This is a genomic window from Nonomuraea sp. NPDC023979 (genome assembly GCF_040639085.1).
In the GTDB taxonomy this organism is placed as follows: domain Bacteria; phylum Actinomycetota; class Actinomycetes; order Streptosporangiales; family Streptosporangiaceae; genus Nonomuraea; species Nonomuraea ceibae.
This window is the reverse complement of the sequence record NZ_JBEZZG010000011.1, coordinates 35,577-51,077: the sequence shown is the minus strand read 5'-3', so window position 1 is coordinate 51,077 and position 15,501 is coordinate 35,577. Positions and strand designations below refer to the sequence as shown.

Sequence of the window (15,501 nt, the reverse complement as noted above, 5' to 3'; positions counted from 1 at the left end):
AGGTCTCAGAGCTGCCGGGAGAACGTGACCAGGTCGTTACCGGGGCCGTTGTAGCCGGGCACCGGCGGGCTCACCGCGAACCCCAGACGCCGGTGGAAGGCGATCGACGCCGTGCTGACGGAGGAGGTGATCGCCCTGACCACGTGGCAGCCGTGCTCACGGGCCAGGTCGAAGAAGCGCCCGTACAGGCGCCTGCCCAGGCCGGCCGCCCGCTCGCGCGGGCTGACGCCGACGAAGTGGATGTACGCCTCGCCGGGCAGCGACGGCGAGACGAGGCCGACGAGGAAGCCGGCCAGCCCGGCCGGCCCCTCGGCGACGAAGCTCGTGCGGTGAAAGTGGTCGAGGAAGAGCCGGGGGAGCACGGGCAGTATCGGCCGCCCCCACCACTCGTCGACCACCGCCGCGATCGCGTCATAGTCGCCGGGGACGGCGGACCGGATCTCGTCCACGCGCGTCAGCTGAACTCGGCCAGCGTGCGCTCGGCCTCCTCCAGCCAGGAGCGGCGCGCGATGATCGCCTCCTCGGCCTCCTTGGCGTCCTTGGCCCGGCCGTTGGCCTGGGCCTTGGCCAGCCGCTTCTCCAGCTGCTCGATCGAGGTGCGGAGCTGGTCGACCGTGCTCTGCGCGCGGGCGCGGGCCTCGGGGTTGGAGCGCTTCCACTCGGCGTCCTCGGCCTTGCGCACGGCGTCGTCGACCTTGCGCAGCCCGCCCTCCAGCCGGTCGCGCTGCTCGCGCGGCACCGGGCCGGCGGCCTCCCAGCGCTCCAGCAGGTTGCGCAGCGCCGCCCGGGCCGCGCGCACGTCGGTGACCGGGAGCAGCTTCTCGGCCTCGATCAGCAGCTCCTGCTTCACCTCCGCGTTGGCGGCCAGCGAGGCGTCACGCTCGGCGAAGACGGCCGAACGCGCCTGGAAGAACTGGTCCTGGGCGCCCTTGAAGCGCGCCCACAGCTCGTCCTCGACCTCGCGGGAGGCGCGGCCGGCGCTCTTCCAGCGCTGCATCAGGTCGCGGTAGACGGCCGCGGTCTCGCCCCAGTCGGTCGAGCCGGCGATCGCCTCCGCCTCGGCCACGATGGCCTCCTTGGCGGCGCGCACGCCCTCACGCTGCTCGTCGAGCCCGGCGAAGTACTGCTTGCGCCGCTTGGCGAAGGCCGTGCGGGCGGCCGAGAGCCGCTTCCACAGCTGCGCCTCGGTGACCCGGTCGATGCGGTCGGCGGCCTTCCACTCCTCGACGAGCTGGCGCAGCCGCTCGCCGCCGGACTTCCAGTGAGTGGTCTCGTCGGCGATGCGCTCGGCCTCGGCGACGATCCGCTCCTTGACGCCCCTGGCCTCGACCCGGGCCTGCTCACGCGCCGCCTTGACCTCCTCGCGGCGCTGGGCGACCAGCTCCGAGAGGGTGTCGAGGCGGGCCGTCAGCGCGCCCAGGTCGCCGACGGCGTGCGCGTCGGAGACCGCCTCACGCAGCTTGACGATGCTGGCCTCGGCCTGCGCCGGAGCCAGGTCGGTGCCGCGCACGCGCTGCTCCAGGAGCTGGACCTGGCCGGCCAGTTCGTCGTACTTGCGATGGAAGTAGGCCAGTGCCTCTTCGGGCTCGCCGGCCTGCCAGGACCCGACGGCCCGCTCTCCCTCAGCCGTACGCACGTAGACGGTGCCGTCGTCGTCTACCCGGCCCCACGGGTCGGTGCTCACCGTGTCCTCCCGCACTTTCCATCAGACCCTTCGGGACTCTTCGTCCCTAGTTTGTATTACGTCAGCTCTTGCCACTGATTGTCACGTCTTTGATTTCGACGGTTTCCTTGGGAGCTCCGGTCCCATCACCCGAATCGCCGATGACGCCCGCCTTGTTCACCTTGTCCAGGATGTCGAGCCCCTTCGTGATCGTACCCACCGGTGTGTAATCGGGGGTGAGACCGATGTCGCCGTACACGAGGAAGAACTGGCTCCCCGTCGAGCCCGGCGCCTGCGTCTTGGCCATCGCCATCACGCCGCGCTTGTAGGTGGCGCCCTCCAGGTTCTCCTCGACCATCACGTAGCCGGGCCCGCCCGAGCCGTCGCCCTGGGCCTTGCCGTCGGCCTTGGCCTTCGGGTCGCCGCACTGCAGCATCGGGAACTTGTCGTTGCCGAGCCGGTGGCACTTGCTGCCGTCGTAGAAGTTCTTGCTCGCCAGGTGGTCCAGCGAGTTGACGGTGCACGGCGCCTTGGCGTTGTCCAGCGTCACCACGATGTCGCCGAGATTGGTCTCCAGCGTCATCGTCTTGGTGGCCGGCTTGAGCTTCACCTCCGCCGGCGGCATGCCGACGTCCTTGACCTGTCCGCCCGCCGTGTCGGCGACGTAGCCGCACGTGCCGGTCGCCGGATCGTACGGCTTGGGCTGCGCGGCCGCGGAGGCGGTCTCCTGCGGCGCGGAGGCGGTCGGGGTGCTGGCTGCCTCCGTCGCGGAGTCGCCACCGCCCAGCATCGCCACCGCGGCGACGATGCCGCCCACCACGACGACCACGCCCACCGTGGAGCCGATGATCGCGGTGCGCTTGTTGCGCTGCTCACGCTCCAGGCGGCGCTGCATCTGCCGCTCGTAGTGCTCGCGTGCCAGCTGCTTCTGCCGGTCCTTCCCCGTGGCCACCGCTTTGCCTCCCATAGTCAATCAACTGAGGTGGGCGAATCGTATCGGCCAACGGGTAATGATTCGCAGCCCGGCGACCCGCACCGGTACCCTTCGGTTACATTCCCATTGGCATTTTTGACGAGATCAGCTGAGGCAGATGCTCATCGCCGGCTTCCCCGCAGGGGCCTTCCAGGCCAATTGTTACGCCGTCGCGCCCGCTGCGGGCGAGGAGTGCGTCATCATCGACCCAGGTCAGGACGCCACCGAGGGAGTCGAGGAGCTGCTGCGCGAGCACCGCCTCAAGCCGGTCGCGGTCCTGCTCACCCACGGCCACCTCGACCACGTGTGGTCGGTGGCCCCGGTCTGCGGCGCGCGCGACGTCCCCGCCTGGATCCACCCCGAGGACCGGCACCTGCTGAGCGACCCGGCGGCCGGCTGGTCGCCGACGAGCGCGTCGCTGTTCGGCGGCATCACGCTGAGCGAGCCCGACGACGTCCGCGAGCTGTCCGACGGCGCCGTGCTGGAGCTGGCCGGCATGGAGTTCACCGTCGACCACACGCCCGGCCATACCAGGGGGTCGGTGAGCTTCAGGCTGCCCGCTGACGAGATCATGTTCGCGGGTGACCTGCTGTTCGCCGGCTCCATCGGCCGCACCGACCTGCCGGGCGGTGACTATCCGACGATCCTGCGCAGCCTCGCTGCCAAGTGCCTGACGCTGCCTGACGATACGGTCGTCCTGCCGGGCCACGGACCACAGACCACGATCGGCCACGAGCGCGCCACCAATCCTTATCTCAAGGAGGCCGCGCCGCACGCCGGTCCCACACGAGGAATCTGATGACTTTCCAAGCACCGAAGGGCACGTTCGACTGGCTGCCACCCCGCTCCGAGCAGGTTCTCGCCGTCCGCGAGGCGCTCGTCGCCCCGGTACGGCTGGCGGGCTACGGCTATGTCGAGACGCCCGTCTTCGAAGACACGCAGCTGTTCGCCAGGGGCGTAGGCGAGTCGACCGACATCGTCTCCAAGGAGATGTACACCTTCCCCGACAAGGCCGGCCGCTCGCTGACCCTGCGGCCCGAGGGCACCGCGTCCGTGGTGCGCGCCGTCCTGCAGCACAACCTGCAGGCCGGGCAGCTCCCGGTCAAGCTGTGGTACTCCGGCAGCCAGTTCCGCTACGAGAACGTGCAGAAGGGCCGCTACCGGCACTTCTGGCAGGTCGGCGCGGAGGCGCTCGGCACCGAGGACCCCGCGCTCGACACCGAGCTGATCGTGCTGGCCGCCCGGGGCTTCGCCGCGCTGGGGCTGCGCAACGTCCGGCTGCTGCTCAACTCGCTGGGTGACAAGACCTGCCGGCCCGTCTACCGGGCGGCGCTGCAGGACTTCCTGCGCGGCCTCGACCTCGACGACGACACCCGCGCCCGGATCGAGATCAACCCGTTGCGCGTGCTGGACGACAAGCGGCCCGAGGTGCAGGCCCAGCTCACCGGCGCGCCGCTGATCGTCGACCACCTGTGCGAGGGCTGCAAGGCCTACCACGAGGAGGTCCGGTCCCTGCTGACCGCCTCCGGCATCGCCTTCGAGGACGACCCCAAGCTCGTGCGCGGCCTCGACTACTACACCCGCACCACGTTCGAGTTCGTGCACGGCGGGCTCGGCTCGCAGTCGGCCATCGGCGGCGGCGGACGCTACGACGGCCTCAGCGAGATGCTCGGCGGCCCGCCGCTGCCCAGCGTCGGCTGGGCGCTCGGCGTCGACCGCACGTTCCTGGCGATGGAGGCCGAGGGCCTGCTGCCCGAGACCGCGCCAGGCCGCGTCCAGGTGTACGGTGTCGCGCTGGGCGACGACGCCCGCCGCCGGATGTTCCACCTCGTCGCGGAGCTGCGCGGGGCGGGCGTCAGCGCCGACATGGCCTTCGGCGGCAAGGGGCTCAAGGGCGCGATGAAGGGCGCCGACCGCTCGGGCGCCCGGTTCGCGCTCATCCTGGGCGAGCGTGACCTGGCCGCCGGGGCCGCGCAAGTGAAAGACCTGACCACCGCTGAGCAGACCGAGGTGCCGCTGGCCCAGGTCGTCGACGTCTTGAAGGGGAAAGTGCAGTGATCCGCACGCATAAGGCCGGGGAGCTCCGCGAGGAGCACGCCGGGCAGCAGGTGACGCTCGCAGGATGGGTGGCCCGCCGCCGTGATCACGGCGGCGTGGTCTTCATCGACCTGCGCGACGCCTCCGGCTCGGCGCAGGTGGTCTTCCGCGAGGAGGACCACGCCCACGACCTGCGCGCCGAATACTGCGTGCAGGTGTCCGGCCTGGTACGGGTGCGGCCCGAGGGCAACGAGAACCCCGAGCTGCCCACCGGCGCGATCGAGGTCGTGGCCGAGACGGTCGAGGTGCTCAGCGAGTCGGCGCCGCTGCCGTTCCCCATCGAGGGCAACGTGGGGGTGTCGGAGGAGGCGCGGCTGAAGTACCGCTACCTCGACATCCGCCGCCAGCAGGTCGCCGCCGCGATGCGCACCCGCTCCAAGGCCACCTACCTGGCCAACGAGGTGATGAACGAGCTCGGCTTCGTCTACGTCGAGACGCCGACGCTCACCCGCTCCACGCCCGAGGGCGCGCGCGACTTCCTGGTGCCGGTGCGCCTGCAGCCGGGCAACTGGTACGCGCTGCCGCAGTCGCCGCAGCTGTTCAAGCAGCTGCTCCAGGTGGCCGGGCTGGAGCGCTACTACCAGCTCGCCAAGTGCTACCGCGACGAGGACCTGCGCGCCGACCGTCAGCCGGAGTTCACCCAGATCGACGTCGAGATGTCCTTCGTCGACCAGGAGGACGTCATCGAGGTCGGCGAGAAGCTGATCGGCAGGCTGTGGCGGGAGATCCTCGGCTACGAGATCCCCATGCCGCTGCCCCGCATGACCTACGCCGACGCGATGGCCCGCTACGGCTCCGACAAGCCCGACCTGCGCTTCGGCCAGGAGCTCGTCGAGATGACGGACTACTTCGCCGGCACGTCGTTCCGCGTCTTCCAGGCCGACTACGTCGGCGCGGTCGTCATGCCCGGCGGCGCCTCGCAGACGCGCAAGGAGCTCGACGGCTGGCAGGAGTGGGCGCGCAGCCGCGGCGCCAAGGGCCTGGCGTACGTGCTCGTCCAGGAGGACGGCACGCTCGGCGGCCCGGTGGCCAAGAACCTGTCGGAGTCCGAGACCTCGGGCCTGGCGGCGAAGGTCGGCGCGCAGCCGGGCGACGCCGTCTTCTTCGCGGCCGGCGCCCGCGGCGCCTCGCGCGACCTGCTCGGCGCGGCCCGGCTGGAGATCGGCCGCCGCTGCGGGCTCATCGACGAGTCGCAGTGGTCGTTCCTGTGGGTCGTGGACGCGCCCATGTTCGAGGAGGACGGCGAGGGCGGCTGGACGGCCGTGCACCACCCGTTCACCGGCCCCAAGCCCGAATGGGCCGACAACTTCCAGGACCACCCGGCCGAGGCGCTGGCCTACGCCTACGACATGGTCTGCAACGGCATGGAGATCGGCGGCGGCTCCATCCGTATCCACCGCGCCGAGATGCAGCAGCGCGTCTTCGACGTGCTCGGCATCTCCAAGGAGGAGGCGGAGAGCAAGTTCGGCTTCCTGCTGGAGGCGTTCAAGTACGGCCCGCCGCCGCACGGCGGCATCGCCTACGGCTGGGACCGGATCTGCATGCTGCTGTCGGGCGGCGACTCGATCCGCGACGTGATCGCGTTCCCGAAGACCGCCTCCGGCTTCGACCCGCTCACCGGCGCGCCCACGCCCATCACCGGCGTCCAGCGCAAGGAGGCGGGCGTCGACGCCCAGCCCAAGGAGAGCTGAGCCTCCGGCGCGCATGACAACGGCAGGCGTCCGACGGGACGCCTGCCGTTGTCGTTGCCGTCGCCGCTCGTCAGGTGAGGGTGACCTTCTTGATGATGATCGGCGTCTTGGGGGCCGTGGAGCCGCCGTCGCCGGTGATGTCGTTCTCGTTGACGATGACGCCGTCCTTGGCGACCTTCTCGATGATCTCCAGGCCCGACTGGACCATGCCGAGCACCGAGTAGACCGGGTCGATCTGGGCGTTCTCGTCCGAGAGCGAGATGGCAAACTGGCTGCTGTTCTGCCCGGCGGCGTCCTGCGGCTGGGTGAGGAACACCACGCCCTTCGTGTACGGCACCAGGCCCGCGGCCTCGTCACGGAAGACGTAGCCGGCCGTGCCCTGGCCGTCGGTCGGGTTCTTGCCGTCGGCCTTGGCCTTCGGGTCGCCGCACTGCAGCAGGAACAGGCCGGACGTCTCCGGGGTCACCAGGCGGTGGCACTTGGTGTTGTCGTAGAAGCCCTTCTTGGCCAGGAAGGCCATCGAGTTGACCGAGCACGGCGTGACCGCCGGGTCGACCTGGATGACGATGTCGCCGTGGTTGGTGGTGATCGTCATCTTCGAGAGCTTCATGTTGGGCTTCTTGCCCGGCATGCCCACGTACTTGACCGGGACACCGGAGGTGTCCTTCTTGTAGTCGCACGTCACGGGGCCGGTCGGCGTCGCCGTGGGCGACGGCATCTCGGTCACCGGCGGCGAGGGCGTGGCGGAGGCCGTGGGCGTGGTCGCCGCCGCGACCGTCTGCTTGTCGTCGCCGCCGACGAGGGTGGTCACCGCGAAGATGCCGCCCGCCACCACGGCCACGGCCACGCCGGCGCCGATGAAGGTGTTGCGCCTGGCCTTGGACGCCTGGCCCGCCGCGCGCTGCGCCTGCCGCTCCTTGTGCTCGCGAGCCAGCTGGCTCTGGCGGTCGTCGTCGTCGCCGCTCACCGGTATGTCCTCCATCTTTGCTGACACATGACCAAATAACTCCGCGAATGCTACCGGCCCCGCGATGTGCCGGACGTAAGTGACGAAAACTCACCGCAGTGACTCGACGGCGCTGACCACGGACGCGACCCGGGACGATCGGTGGCGGCGGGCGCGTAAACTCGCGATGTGGAGAGTCTGTTCGATTCAGCGGCTGAGGAGGCCACGCCGCAGCCTCTGGCGGTCCGCATGCGGCCCCGCACGCTCGACGAGGTGATCGGCCAGCGCCACCTGCTCGGCGCCGGCACGCCCCTGCGCCGGCTGGTCGAGAGCGAGGCGCCGATGTCGCTGTTCCTGTGGGGACCGCCCGGCACCGGCAAGACCACGCTGGCCTACGTGGTCTCCAACGTCACCAAGCGGCGCTTCGTGGAGATCTCCGCCGTCTCGGCCGGGGTCAAGGACGTCCGGGCCGCCATCGACGACGCCCGCCGCCAGCTCGGCATGTCCGGCCGCCAGACCGTGCTGTTCGTCGACGAGGTCCACCGCTTCAACAAGGCCCAGCAGGACGCGCTGCTGCCCGCCGTGGAGAACCGCTGGGTCACCTTCATCGGCGCCACCACCGAGAACCCCGCCTTCTCCGTCATCTCGCCGCTGCTGTCGCGCTCGCTGCTGCTCACGCTGGAGTCGCTGACCGACGACGACATCGCCGCCGTGCTGCGGCGCGCGGTCTCCGACGAGCGCGGGCTCGGCGGGCGCGCCACGCTCGCCGACGAGGCGCTGGAGCACCTGGTCCGGCTGGCCGGCGGCGACGCCCGCCGCTCGCTGACCTACCTGGAGGCCGCCGCGCTGCTCGACGACGAGATCACGGTCGAGGTCGTGGAGAAGGCCGCCGACAAGGCCGCCGTCCGCTACGACCGGCAGGGCGACCAGCACTACGACGTCATCAGCGCCTTCATCAAGTCGATGCGCGGCTCCGACGCCGACGCCGCGCTGCACTACCTGGCCCGGATGATCGAGGCCGGCGAGGACCCCCGGTTCATCGCCCGCCGCCTGGTCATCTTCGCCTCCGAGGACGTCGGCCTGGCCGACCCCACCTGCCTGCAGACCGCCGTCGCCGCCGCCCAGGCCGTGCAGCTCATCGGCCTGCCCGAGGGCCAGATCAACCTGGCGCACGCCGTCATCCACTGCGCGCTGGCGCCCAAGTCCAACGCCGTCGTCAAGGCCATCGGCGCGGCCGTCGGCGACGTGCGGCGCGGCCTCATCGGCCAGGTCCCCGGCCACCTGCGCGACGCCCACTACCCGGGCGCCGCCAAGCTGGGCCACGGCGAGGGCTACAAGTACCCGCACGACTTCGAGCACGGCCTGGTCCGCCAGCACTACGCGCCCGAGCAGGTGCGCGAGCGCCGCTACTACGAGCCGACCACGCACGGAGCCGAGGCGCCGGTCGCCGGACGCTGGGGAAAGATCCGCGAGTTCCTCAGGGGATCGGACCCGTCCTGACATGTCCTCACCGACCTCGTCCCCGGGACGCGATAGGGTCTTGGCGTTCCGGCCCAGCGTACGAGGGAGATGAGCGGATGCTTACCGCTGGAGAGGTCGCCGGGCTGATCGCCGCCACGGGATGGATCGTCCTGGTCTGCGTTCTCGCCATGGTGCTCGTCAAGCTCGCCAGGCTGCTCACCGAGACCACCAAGGCGGTCTCCGAGCTCAACGCGCGCCTGACGCCGCTGCTCGACGACATGAGCGTCACGGTCAACGAGACCAACCGGCAGCTCGTCGCGGTCGAGGCCATCGCCAGGGACGTCAAGCAGGTCAGCGGGCACGCCGCCAAGCTGAGCGCGGTGACCCAGACCGTCTTCACCGGGCCGCTGATCAAGGTGTCGTCGCTGAGCTACGGCGTCCGCAGGGCCATCGAGGCCCGCAGGCCGCGCAAGGCCGGGCGGCGGTGATCACGGCGATGATCAGACGGCTGTTCTACCTGTCGCTCGGCGCGCTCATCACGCTGTGGGTGATGCGCAGGCTGCAGGCGCTGCACCCCAACCACATCGCCCGCCGCACCGCCGACGGCGCCGCGGGCATGCTCGTGCGGGTGAGAGACTTTACCTCCGACGCGCTCGGCGAGGCCGCCGGACGCGAAATCGAGTTGCGGGCCCGCTTCGGTCTCGACAACGCTGAAGACAACCACTAAAGCAAAGGATGGCCACCATGGAGTCGGCAGAGATCGCGCGCCGCTTCCTGCGCTTCTTCGAGGAGCGTGGGCACAAAGTAGTGCCCTCGGCCAGCCTGATCGCAGAGGACCCCACGCTTCTCCTGGTTCCGGCCGGTATGGTGCCGTTCAAGCCGTACTTCCTGGGGCAGCGCAAGCCTCCGGCGTCCCGGCTGGCCACCGCCCAGAAGTGCGTGCGCACCCCCGACATCGACGAGGTCGGCAAGACCACCCGTCACGCCACGTTCTTCCAGATGCTCGGCAACTTCTCCTTCGGCGACTACTTCAAGGCCGAGGCGATCCCGTTCGCCTGGGAGCTGCTGACGCGCTCGGAGTCCGACGGCGGCTTCGGCTTCCCCGAGGAGAAGCTCTGGGCGACCGTCTACCTGGACGACGACGAGGCCTACGACCTCTGGCGCAACAAGGTCGGGCTGCCGGACGAGCGCATCCAGCGCCGCGGCCTGGAGGACAACTACTGGCACATGGGCGTCGCCGGCCCCGGCGGCCCCTGCTCGGAGATCTACTACGACCGCGGCCCCGAGTACGGCAAGGAAGGCGGGCCGGTCGCCGACGAGGACCGCTACCTCGAGGTGTGGAACCTCGTCTTCATGCAGTACCAGCTCAGCCAGGTCCGCACCAAGGTCGACTTCGACGTGGCGGGCGAGCTGCCGGCGAAGAACATCGACACCGGCATGGGCCTGGAGCGCATGGCGGCGATCCTGCAGGGCGTCGACAACATCTACGAGATCGACACCACGTACAAGATCCTCGACAAGGCGGCCGAGCTCACCAAGAGCCGCTACGGCAGCGACCCGCGCACCGACGTGAGCCTGCGCGTGATCGCCGACCACGTCCGCACCGGCACCATGCTGGTCGCCGACGGCGTGCTGCCCAGCAACGAGGGCCGCGGCTACGTGCTGCGCCGCATCCTGCGCCGCTCGGTGCGCAACCTGCGGCTGCTCGGCTCCGGTGACGAGCGCTACATGCACACCCTCACCGACGTGGCGATCAACGTCATGGGCGAGCAGTATCCCGAGCTCAAGGTCGACGCGCCGCAGATCCACGGGGTCATCGACGCCGAGGAGGCGTCGTTCCTCGGCACGCTGCGCACCGGCACGGCGATCTTCGACGTGGCCGTCGAGGAGACCAAGCGCAAGTCCGCCACGACGCTCTCCGGCGACCAGGCGTTCCAGCTTCACGACACCTACGGCTTCCCCATCGACCTCACCCTGGAGATGGCGGCCGAGCAGGGGCTCAAGGTCGACGAAGAGGGCTTCCGCCGGCTGATGAAGGAGCAGCGCGAGCGCGCCAAGGCCGACGCGGCGGCGAAGAAGACCGGCAACGCCGACATCTCCGTCTTCGGGCAGCTCCTGGAGAGCGCGGGCAAGGTCGAGTTCCTCGGCTACGACGAGACCGAGGCCGACACCACCGTCATCGGCATCCTGTCGGGCGGCGTCTCGGTCCCGGCGGCGGGCGCGGGCACCGAGGTCGAGGTCGTCCTCGGCCGCACCCCCTTCTACGCCGAGGGCGGCGGCCAGCTCGCCGACCAGGGCGTCATCCGCACCGCGGGCGCCGAGGTGGAGATCCACGACGTCCAGACGCCGGTCGCCGGCCTGGTCGTGCACCGCGGCAAGGTCCGCTCCGGCGAGCTGCGTGCGGGCGACGAGGCGCACGCGGAGATCGACCTGGAGCGCCGCCGCGCGATCTCGCGCAGCCACAGCGCCACCCACCTGGTCCACCGCGGCTTCAAGAACGCGCTCGGCGAGTCGGCGGCCCAGGCCGGCTCGGAGAACTCGCCCGGCCGCTTCCGCTTCGACTTCACCGCGGCCGGGGCGGTCCCGCCGAGCGTGCTGCGCGACGTCGAGGACGAGGTCAACGCCGTCCTGATCAACGACCTCAAGGTCAACGCCTTCTACACCTCGCAGGCCGAGGCGCGGGCGATGGGCGCGCTGGCGATGTTCGGCGAGAAGTACGGCGACGAGGTCCGCGTGGTCGAGATCGGCGACTACTCGCGCGAGCTGTGCGGCGGCACCCACGTGCACAGCTCCGGCCAGCTCGGCCTGGTCAAGGTGCTCGGCGAGCAGTCGGTCGGCGCGGGCGTGCGCCGCGTCGAGGCGCTGGTCGGCATCGACGCCTTCCGCTTCCTGGCGCGCGAGAGCCTGCTGGTCGCCCAGCTCACCGAGCAGCTCAAGGCGCGCCGCGAGGAGCTGCCCGAGCGCATCGAGGGCATCGTCACCCGGCTGCGCACCGCCGAGAAGGACCTGGAGAAGCTGCGCTCCGCCCAGGTGCTCCAGGTGGCGGGCGAGCTCGCCGCGCAGGCGGCCGACCTGCGCGGAGTCTCCGCGGTGACACACCGCGCGCCTGATGGCACCAGCGCCGACGATCTGCGTAAGCTCGCGCTTGACGTGCGCGGGAGGTTCCCGGCCGACCGTCCGGCGGTCATCGTGATCGCCGGAGTCCCCTCCGACCGGCCCGTGGTGGTTGCCGCGGTGAACGAGGCGGGACGCGAGCGCGGGCTCAAGGCCGGGAGACTGGTCGGCGTCGCCGCCAAGGCGCTTGGGGGTGGCGGTGGCGGCAAGGACGACGTCGCGCAGGGCGGTGGCACCAGGCCCGACGCGATCGACGACGCGTTGCGGCTGGTCGAGCAGGCCGTCGGCGAGCAGCTCGGCTGAGATGAGGTTCGGCACGCGGCTCGGCGTCGACGTCGGGTCCGTACGCATCGGCGTGGCGCGCAGCGACCCTTCGGGGATGCTCGCCACGCCGGTGGAGACCGTCAGGCGGGGCGAGGGCGACCTCGACCGCATCGCCGCGATCGCGGCAGAGCACGAGGCCGTCGAGGTGGTGGTGGGGCTGCCCACCTCGCTGTCCGGCCGACAGGGCCAGGCGGCCCAGCTGGCGCGCGAGTTCGCGGCGCGGCTGGCCGCCCGGCTGGCCCCCACGCCCGTCCGGCTCTTCGACGAGCGGCTCACCACGGTGGCCGCCCAGCAGGGGCTGCGGGCCAGCGGCGTGCGCGCCAAGAAGCAGCGCGGCGTCATCGACCAGGCGGCGGCCGTGGTGCTGCTGCAGGACGCGCTCGACGCCGAGCGCGCGACCCGCAGGCCGCCGGGCCGGCCGGTCGACCCGCCTTCCGCGACAGGCGACGGCCCGTCCGCATGACGGCCGTGCTCCACCGCTCGAAGATCGCTAAAGTGATCGTCGGCCGGTGCCGCCGCGTGGAAACTGTTACCCAGCGTGACGATCAGATGCGCGTGGCGTGTCCGGCGACGGGTGATCCGCACCGGTTTAACGCGACGAATCCGGTGCATAGAATCACGAAATTCACCGACAAAGAGAGCGGGTTCGTGAGATACCGGAAAGAGCCGAACGACAACCTCGGGACGAACTGATGCTCGCCGGGCTGCATCCCACCCCGCGGGAGCGCGCCGGTGTCACCGCGCGAAGCTCCCGACCCGGGACACACACGCTCTTTCCGTCCTCTAGCATGGCTACTCACAGTGACCCCTGCCGGCCGTCGCAGCGTGTCCGGCACATCCCCCTCGTCCGCTCGGTGACCCCCCACCGCCGGGTGTCACCGAGTGACCCCGGGCCAGCAGTTCCGGGAGATTGGCCGGCTCACCTATGAACGATCTCGACATGGACTTCCTCCTCGGCGCCGAGGACGACGACGGCCGGGGCGGGCGTCGCGCCAGGGGCTCGGGCAGACGCGGCGGGCGCAGAAGGCGCAGGCGCCGCAGCCGGGGCCGCTTCCTGGCCCCGCTGCTCGCGTTCATCGTGCTGGCGGGCATCATCGGCGGTGGCGGCTACTACGGCTACCTGTGGGTCAGTGATGCCATCGTCCCCGACGACTACGCCGGCAAGGGCAGCGGCGAGGTCGTGATCGAGATCAAGGACGGCCAGAGCGCCTCCGAGGTGGCCCAGGAGCTGGAGCGGCAGGGGGTCGTCGCCAGCGCCAGGGCGTTCACCAACGCCGTCGACAGCGCGGGCAAGAGCTCGTCGCTGCAGCCCGGCTCGTACAAGCTCCGCAAGCAGATGGCCGCCGCCGAGGCCGTCAAGCTGCTCCACCCCGACGCGCGGCTGCGCCTGACGGTGACGCTCAAGGAGGGGCTACGCCTGTCCGACACCTTCACCCAGCTCGCCGAGGCGACCGGCAGGAACGTGAAGGAGTTCGAGACCGCGGCCAAGAAGCCCGACGAGCTCGGCCTGCCCAGCTACGCCAAGGGCAAGCTGGAGGGCTACGCCTTCCCCGCCACCTATGAATTCCAGCCCAAGGCCACCGCGTCCGAGATGCTGGGCCAGATGGTCGAGCGGTTCAACCAGTCGGCCGAGAAGCACGACCTCAAGGCCGCCGCGAGGAAGCGCGGCTTCACCGCCCACCAGATGCTCACGATCGCCAGCATCGTCCAGGCCGAGGCGGGCCGGCACGAGGACATGGCCAAGATCGCCCGGGTCATCTACAACCGGCTCGACCACCAGCCGGAGATGCACCTGCGCATGGACAGCACGGTGATGTACGCCTGGAAGCGCTACAAGACCGCGGCCACGCACGCCGAGCTGGAGATCGATTCGCCGTACAACACCTACAAGCACCTCGGCCTGCCGCCGGGCCCGATCGCCAACCCCGGCGACCACGCGATCGAGGCGGCGCTGAATCCCGCCAAGGGCTCCTGGCTGTACTTCGTGGCCACCGATCCCAGCAGGAGCAGCGTGACCAAGTTCGCCACCACCGAGGCCGAGTTCGAGGCGCTGCTCGCCGAATACAGACGGAACGGCGGCTGATCCGGGGATGAGGGCCGCGGTCCTGGGCTCGCCCATCAGCCACTCGCTCTCGCCGTTCCTGCACCGGGCGGCGTACCGGGAGATGGGCCTGACCGGCTGGAGCTACGAGGCGTTCGAGTGCGACGAGGCGCGGCTGCCCGCGAAGCTGCGCGAGCTGCGCCCGGTGCGCGGCGAGCGCGCCGGTGACGCGAGCGCGTGGGCGGGGCTGTCGCTCACGATGCCGCTCAAGCGCGCCGTGCTGCCCCTGCTCGACACCGTCTCGGAGCTGGCCGTCGAGGTGGGCGGCGCCAACACCGTGGTGTTCTCCGATGGCGCCGCGCACGGCGACAACACCGACGTGTACGGGATCACCCAGGCGCTGGCGGAGGCCGGGGTGCCAGCGCCGCGCTCGGCCACCGTGCTCGGCGGCGGCGCCACGGCCGGGTCGGCGCTCGCGGCGCTGCGCGAGCTGGGGCTGTTCGCGGTGACGCTGATCGTGCGCGATCCGGCCCGGGCGGGGGAGACCGCGGCCGTGGCCGAACGGCTCGGAGTGACGCTCTCGGTGCGGACGTTCGACAAGCTCGACGCCGCGCTGGAGGCCGACCTGGTCGTCTCGACGCTGCCCGGCGGTGCCGCCGACGCCTACGCCGACCGGCTGGCGCGGGTGCCGGCGCTCTTCGACGTGGTCTACGCGCCCTGGCCGACCGTCGCGGCGGCGGCCGTGCGCGCGGCGGGCGGCACCGTGGTCGGCGGGTTCGCCATGCTGCTGCACCAGGCGGTGCGGCAGGTGGAGCTCATGACCGGCCGCACGGACGTGCCGGTGGACGCCATGCGCGCGGCCGGCGAGGCGGAGATCCTCAGGCGATCCAGCGAGCGGGCATGACCAGCGCGGATGACCAGCGGGGATGATTCGAGGAAGCTCCGTGGTTGTGGTAATGTAGCTCTCTGATCGGTCCGGCATGACTTGCTGGACGCGCAAGCGGAGGTCTCCCTCCCACCCGAGTCGCCGCGAGGTGGCCGGGTAAAGGATCACGCCGGACTACTCCGGGGAGCTTGAGGCCACGAAGCCGAAAAGCTCAGTGGCCCCGCATGCGCGACGTGCGGGGCTTTTCGCGTTGCGGCGAAGAGCTGCCCGGCACGACGAGCACGTAGGGATCGCAAACCTAGGAG

Annotated in this window: 15 protein-coding genes; 11 read left to right on the top strand and 4 right to left on the bottom strand. The window is 70.8% G+C overall.

Features of this window, described 5'->3' with window-relative positions; translation table 11 throughout:
- Positions 1-5: 5 nt before the first annotated feature.
- From AB0G11_RS20755 to AB0G11_RS20745, 3 genes are all read right to left on the bottom strand, one after another.
- Positions 6-458 carry a GNAT family N-acetyltransferase gene (locus tag AB0G11_RS20755; RefSeq protein WP_357587683.1) on the bottom strand — a complete coding sequence of 151 codons (453 nt, stop codon included), beginning with the start codon at positions 456-458 and terminating at the stop codon, positions 6-8.
- Entirely contained in the window at positions 455-1,684 is a 1,230-nt protein-coding gene (locus AB0G11_RS20750; protein ID WP_219502179.1) for a DUF349 domain-containing protein, read from the bottom strand. Before AB0G11_RS20750 ends, AB0G11_RS20755 begins: the two co-directional genes overlap by 4 nt.
- A 61-nt stretch (positions 1,685-1,745) precedes the next feature.
- Positions 1,746-2,615, bottom strand: a complete 870-nt coding sequence (locus AB0G11_RS20745; protein ID WP_308125660.1) for a peptidylprolyl isomerase — start codon at positions 2,613-2,615, stop codon at positions 1,746-1,748.
- A 139-nt stretch (positions 2,616-2,754) separates the two neighbouring features.
- On the opposite strand from AB0G11_RS20745, the gene AB0G11_RS20740 reads away from it, so the two are divergent.
- From AB0G11_RS20740 to aspS, 3 genes are read left to right on the top strand one after another with little or no spacing between them, the layout of a single operon-like run.
- Positions 2,755-3,435 (top strand): MBL fold metallo-hydrolase, encoded by a 681-nt coding sequence (locus AB0G11_RS20740; protein WP_219502183.1) that lies wholly within the window; start codon positions 2,755-2,757, stop codon positions 3,433-3,435.
- Positions 3,435-4,694: a histidine--tRNA ligase gene (gene hisS / locus AB0G11_RS20735; protein ID WP_219502190.1), complete on the top strand. Its 1,260-nt coding sequence runs from the start codon at positions 3,435-3,437 to the stop codon at positions 4,692-4,694. The genes AB0G11_RS20740 and hisS overlap by 1 nt, the downstream gene beginning before the upstream one ends.
- Positions 4,691-6,424: an aspartate--tRNA ligase gene (aspS, locus tag AB0G11_RS20730; RefSeq protein WP_219502191.1), complete on the top strand. Its 1,734-nt coding sequence runs from the start codon at positions 4,691-4,693 to the stop codon at positions 6,422-6,424. Before hisS ends, aspS begins: the two co-directional genes overlap by 4 nt.
- Before the next feature lie 70 nt (positions 6,425-6,494).
- On the opposite strand, the gene AB0G11_RS20725 is transcribed toward aspS, so the two are convergent.
- The gene (locus AB0G11_RS20725; protein ID WP_219502192.1) at positions 6,495-7,391 is read right to left on the bottom strand and encodes a peptidylprolyl isomerase; all 897 of its coding nucleotides are present in this window, start codon (positions 7,389-7,391) and stop codon (positions 6,495-6,497) included.
- A 228-nt stretch (positions 7,392-7,619) separates the two neighbouring features.
- Here AB0G11_RS20725 and AB0G11_RS20720 point away from each other — a divergent pair, with 228 nt between their 5' ends.
- From AB0G11_RS20720 to AB0G11_RS20685, 8 genes are all read left to right on the top strand, one after another.
- The gene (locus AB0G11_RS20720; RefSeq protein WP_246644345.1) at positions 7,620-8,870 is read left to right on the top strand and encodes a replication-associated recombination protein A; all 1,251 of its coding nucleotides are present in this window, start codon (positions 7,620-7,622) and stop codon (positions 8,868-8,870) included.
- 77 nt (positions 8,871-8,947) lie between these two features.
- Complete coding sequence (locus AB0G11_RS20715; RefSeq protein WP_049568533.1) at positions 8,948-9,319, top strand: DUF948 domain-containing protein; 372 nt, start codon at positions 8,948-8,950, stop codon at positions 9,317-9,319.
- 8 nt (positions 9,320-9,327) lie between these two features.
- A complete protein-coding gene (locus tag AB0G11_RS20710) occupies positions 9,328-9,558 on the top strand; it encodes a hypothetical protein (protein WP_219502194.1) in 231 nt (76 codons plus the stop codon).
- 17 nt (positions 9,559-9,575) lie between these two features.
- A complete protein-coding gene (gene alaS, locus AB0G11_RS20705) occupies positions 9,576-12,248 on the top strand; it encodes an alanine--tRNA ligase (protein WP_357587473.1) in 2,673 nt (890 codons plus the stop codon).
- A 1-nt stretch (position 12,249) separates the two neighbouring features.
- The gene (gene ruvX / locus AB0G11_RS20700; protein ID WP_219502196.1) at positions 12,250-12,732 is read left to right on the top strand and encodes a Holliday junction resolvase RuvX; all 483 of its coding nucleotides are present in this window, start codon (positions 12,250-12,252) and stop codon (positions 12,730-12,732) included.
- Positions 12,729-12,962, top strand: coding sequence for a hypothetical protein (locus AB0G11_RS20695; protein WP_357587471.1), 234 nt, complete (start codon positions 12,729-12,731; stop codon positions 12,960-12,962). Before ruvX ends, AB0G11_RS20695 begins: the two co-directional genes overlap by 4 nt.
- Positions 12,963-13,194: 232 nt before the next feature.
- Complete coding sequence (gene mltG, locus AB0G11_RS20690; protein WP_219502197.1) at positions 13,195-14,352, top strand: endolytic transglycosylase MltG; 1,158 nt, start codon at positions 13,195-13,197, stop codon at positions 14,350-14,352.
- Between the two features lie 7 nt (positions 14,353-14,359).
- Positions 14,360-15,214: a shikimate dehydrogenase gene (locus tag AB0G11_RS20685; protein WP_357587469.1), complete on the top strand. Its 855-nt coding sequence runs from the start codon at positions 14,360-14,362 to the stop codon at positions 15,212-15,214.
- The last annotated feature ends 287 nt before the right edge of the window (positions 15,215-15,501 follow it).

What these genes read in the sequence shown, in the direction of transcription:
- AB0G11_RS20695 (WP_357587471.1), top strand. Translation starts at nt 12,729, where the DNA reads ATGACGGCCGTGCTCCACCGCTCGAAGATCGCTAAAGTGATCGTCGGC.
- mltG (WP_219502197.1), top strand. Translation starts at nt 13,195, where the DNA reads ATGAACGATCTCGACATGGACTTCCTCCTCGGCGCCGAGGACGACGAC.
- AB0G11_RS20715 (WP_049568533.1), top strand. Translation starts at nt 8,948, where the DNA reads ATGCTTACCGCTGGAGAGGTCGCCGGGCTGATCGCCGCCACGGGATGG.
- ruvX (WP_219502196.1), top strand. Translation starts at nt 12,250, where the DNA reads ATGAGGTTCGGCACGCGGCTCGGCGTCGACGTCGGGTCCGTACGCATC.
- AB0G11_RS20710 (WP_219502194.1), top strand. Translation starts at nt 9,328, where the DNA reads ATGATCAGACGGCTGTTCTACCTGTCGCTCGGCGCGCTCATCACGCTG.
- AB0G11_RS20685 (WP_357587469.1), top strand. Translation starts at nt 14,360, where the DNA reads ATGAGGGCCGCGGTCCTGGGCTCGCCCATCAGCCACTCGCTCTCGCCG.
- alaS (WP_357587473.1), top strand. Translation starts at nt 9,576, where the DNA reads ATGGAGTCGGCAGAGATCGCGCGCCGCTTCCTGCGCTTCTTCGAGGAG.
- hisS (WP_219502190.1), top strand. Translation starts at nt 3,435, where the DNA reads ATGACTTTCCAAGCACCGAAGGGCACGTTCGACTGGCTGCCACCCCGC.
- AB0G11_RS20720 (WP_246644345.1), top strand. Translation starts at nt 7,620, where the DNA reads ATGCGGCCCCGCACGCTCGACGAGGTGATCGGCCAGCGCCACCTGCTC.
- AB0G11_RS20740 (WP_219502183.1), top strand. Translation starts at nt 2,755, where the DNA reads ATGCTCATCGCCGGCTTCCCCGCAGGGGCCTTCCAGGCCAATTGTTAC.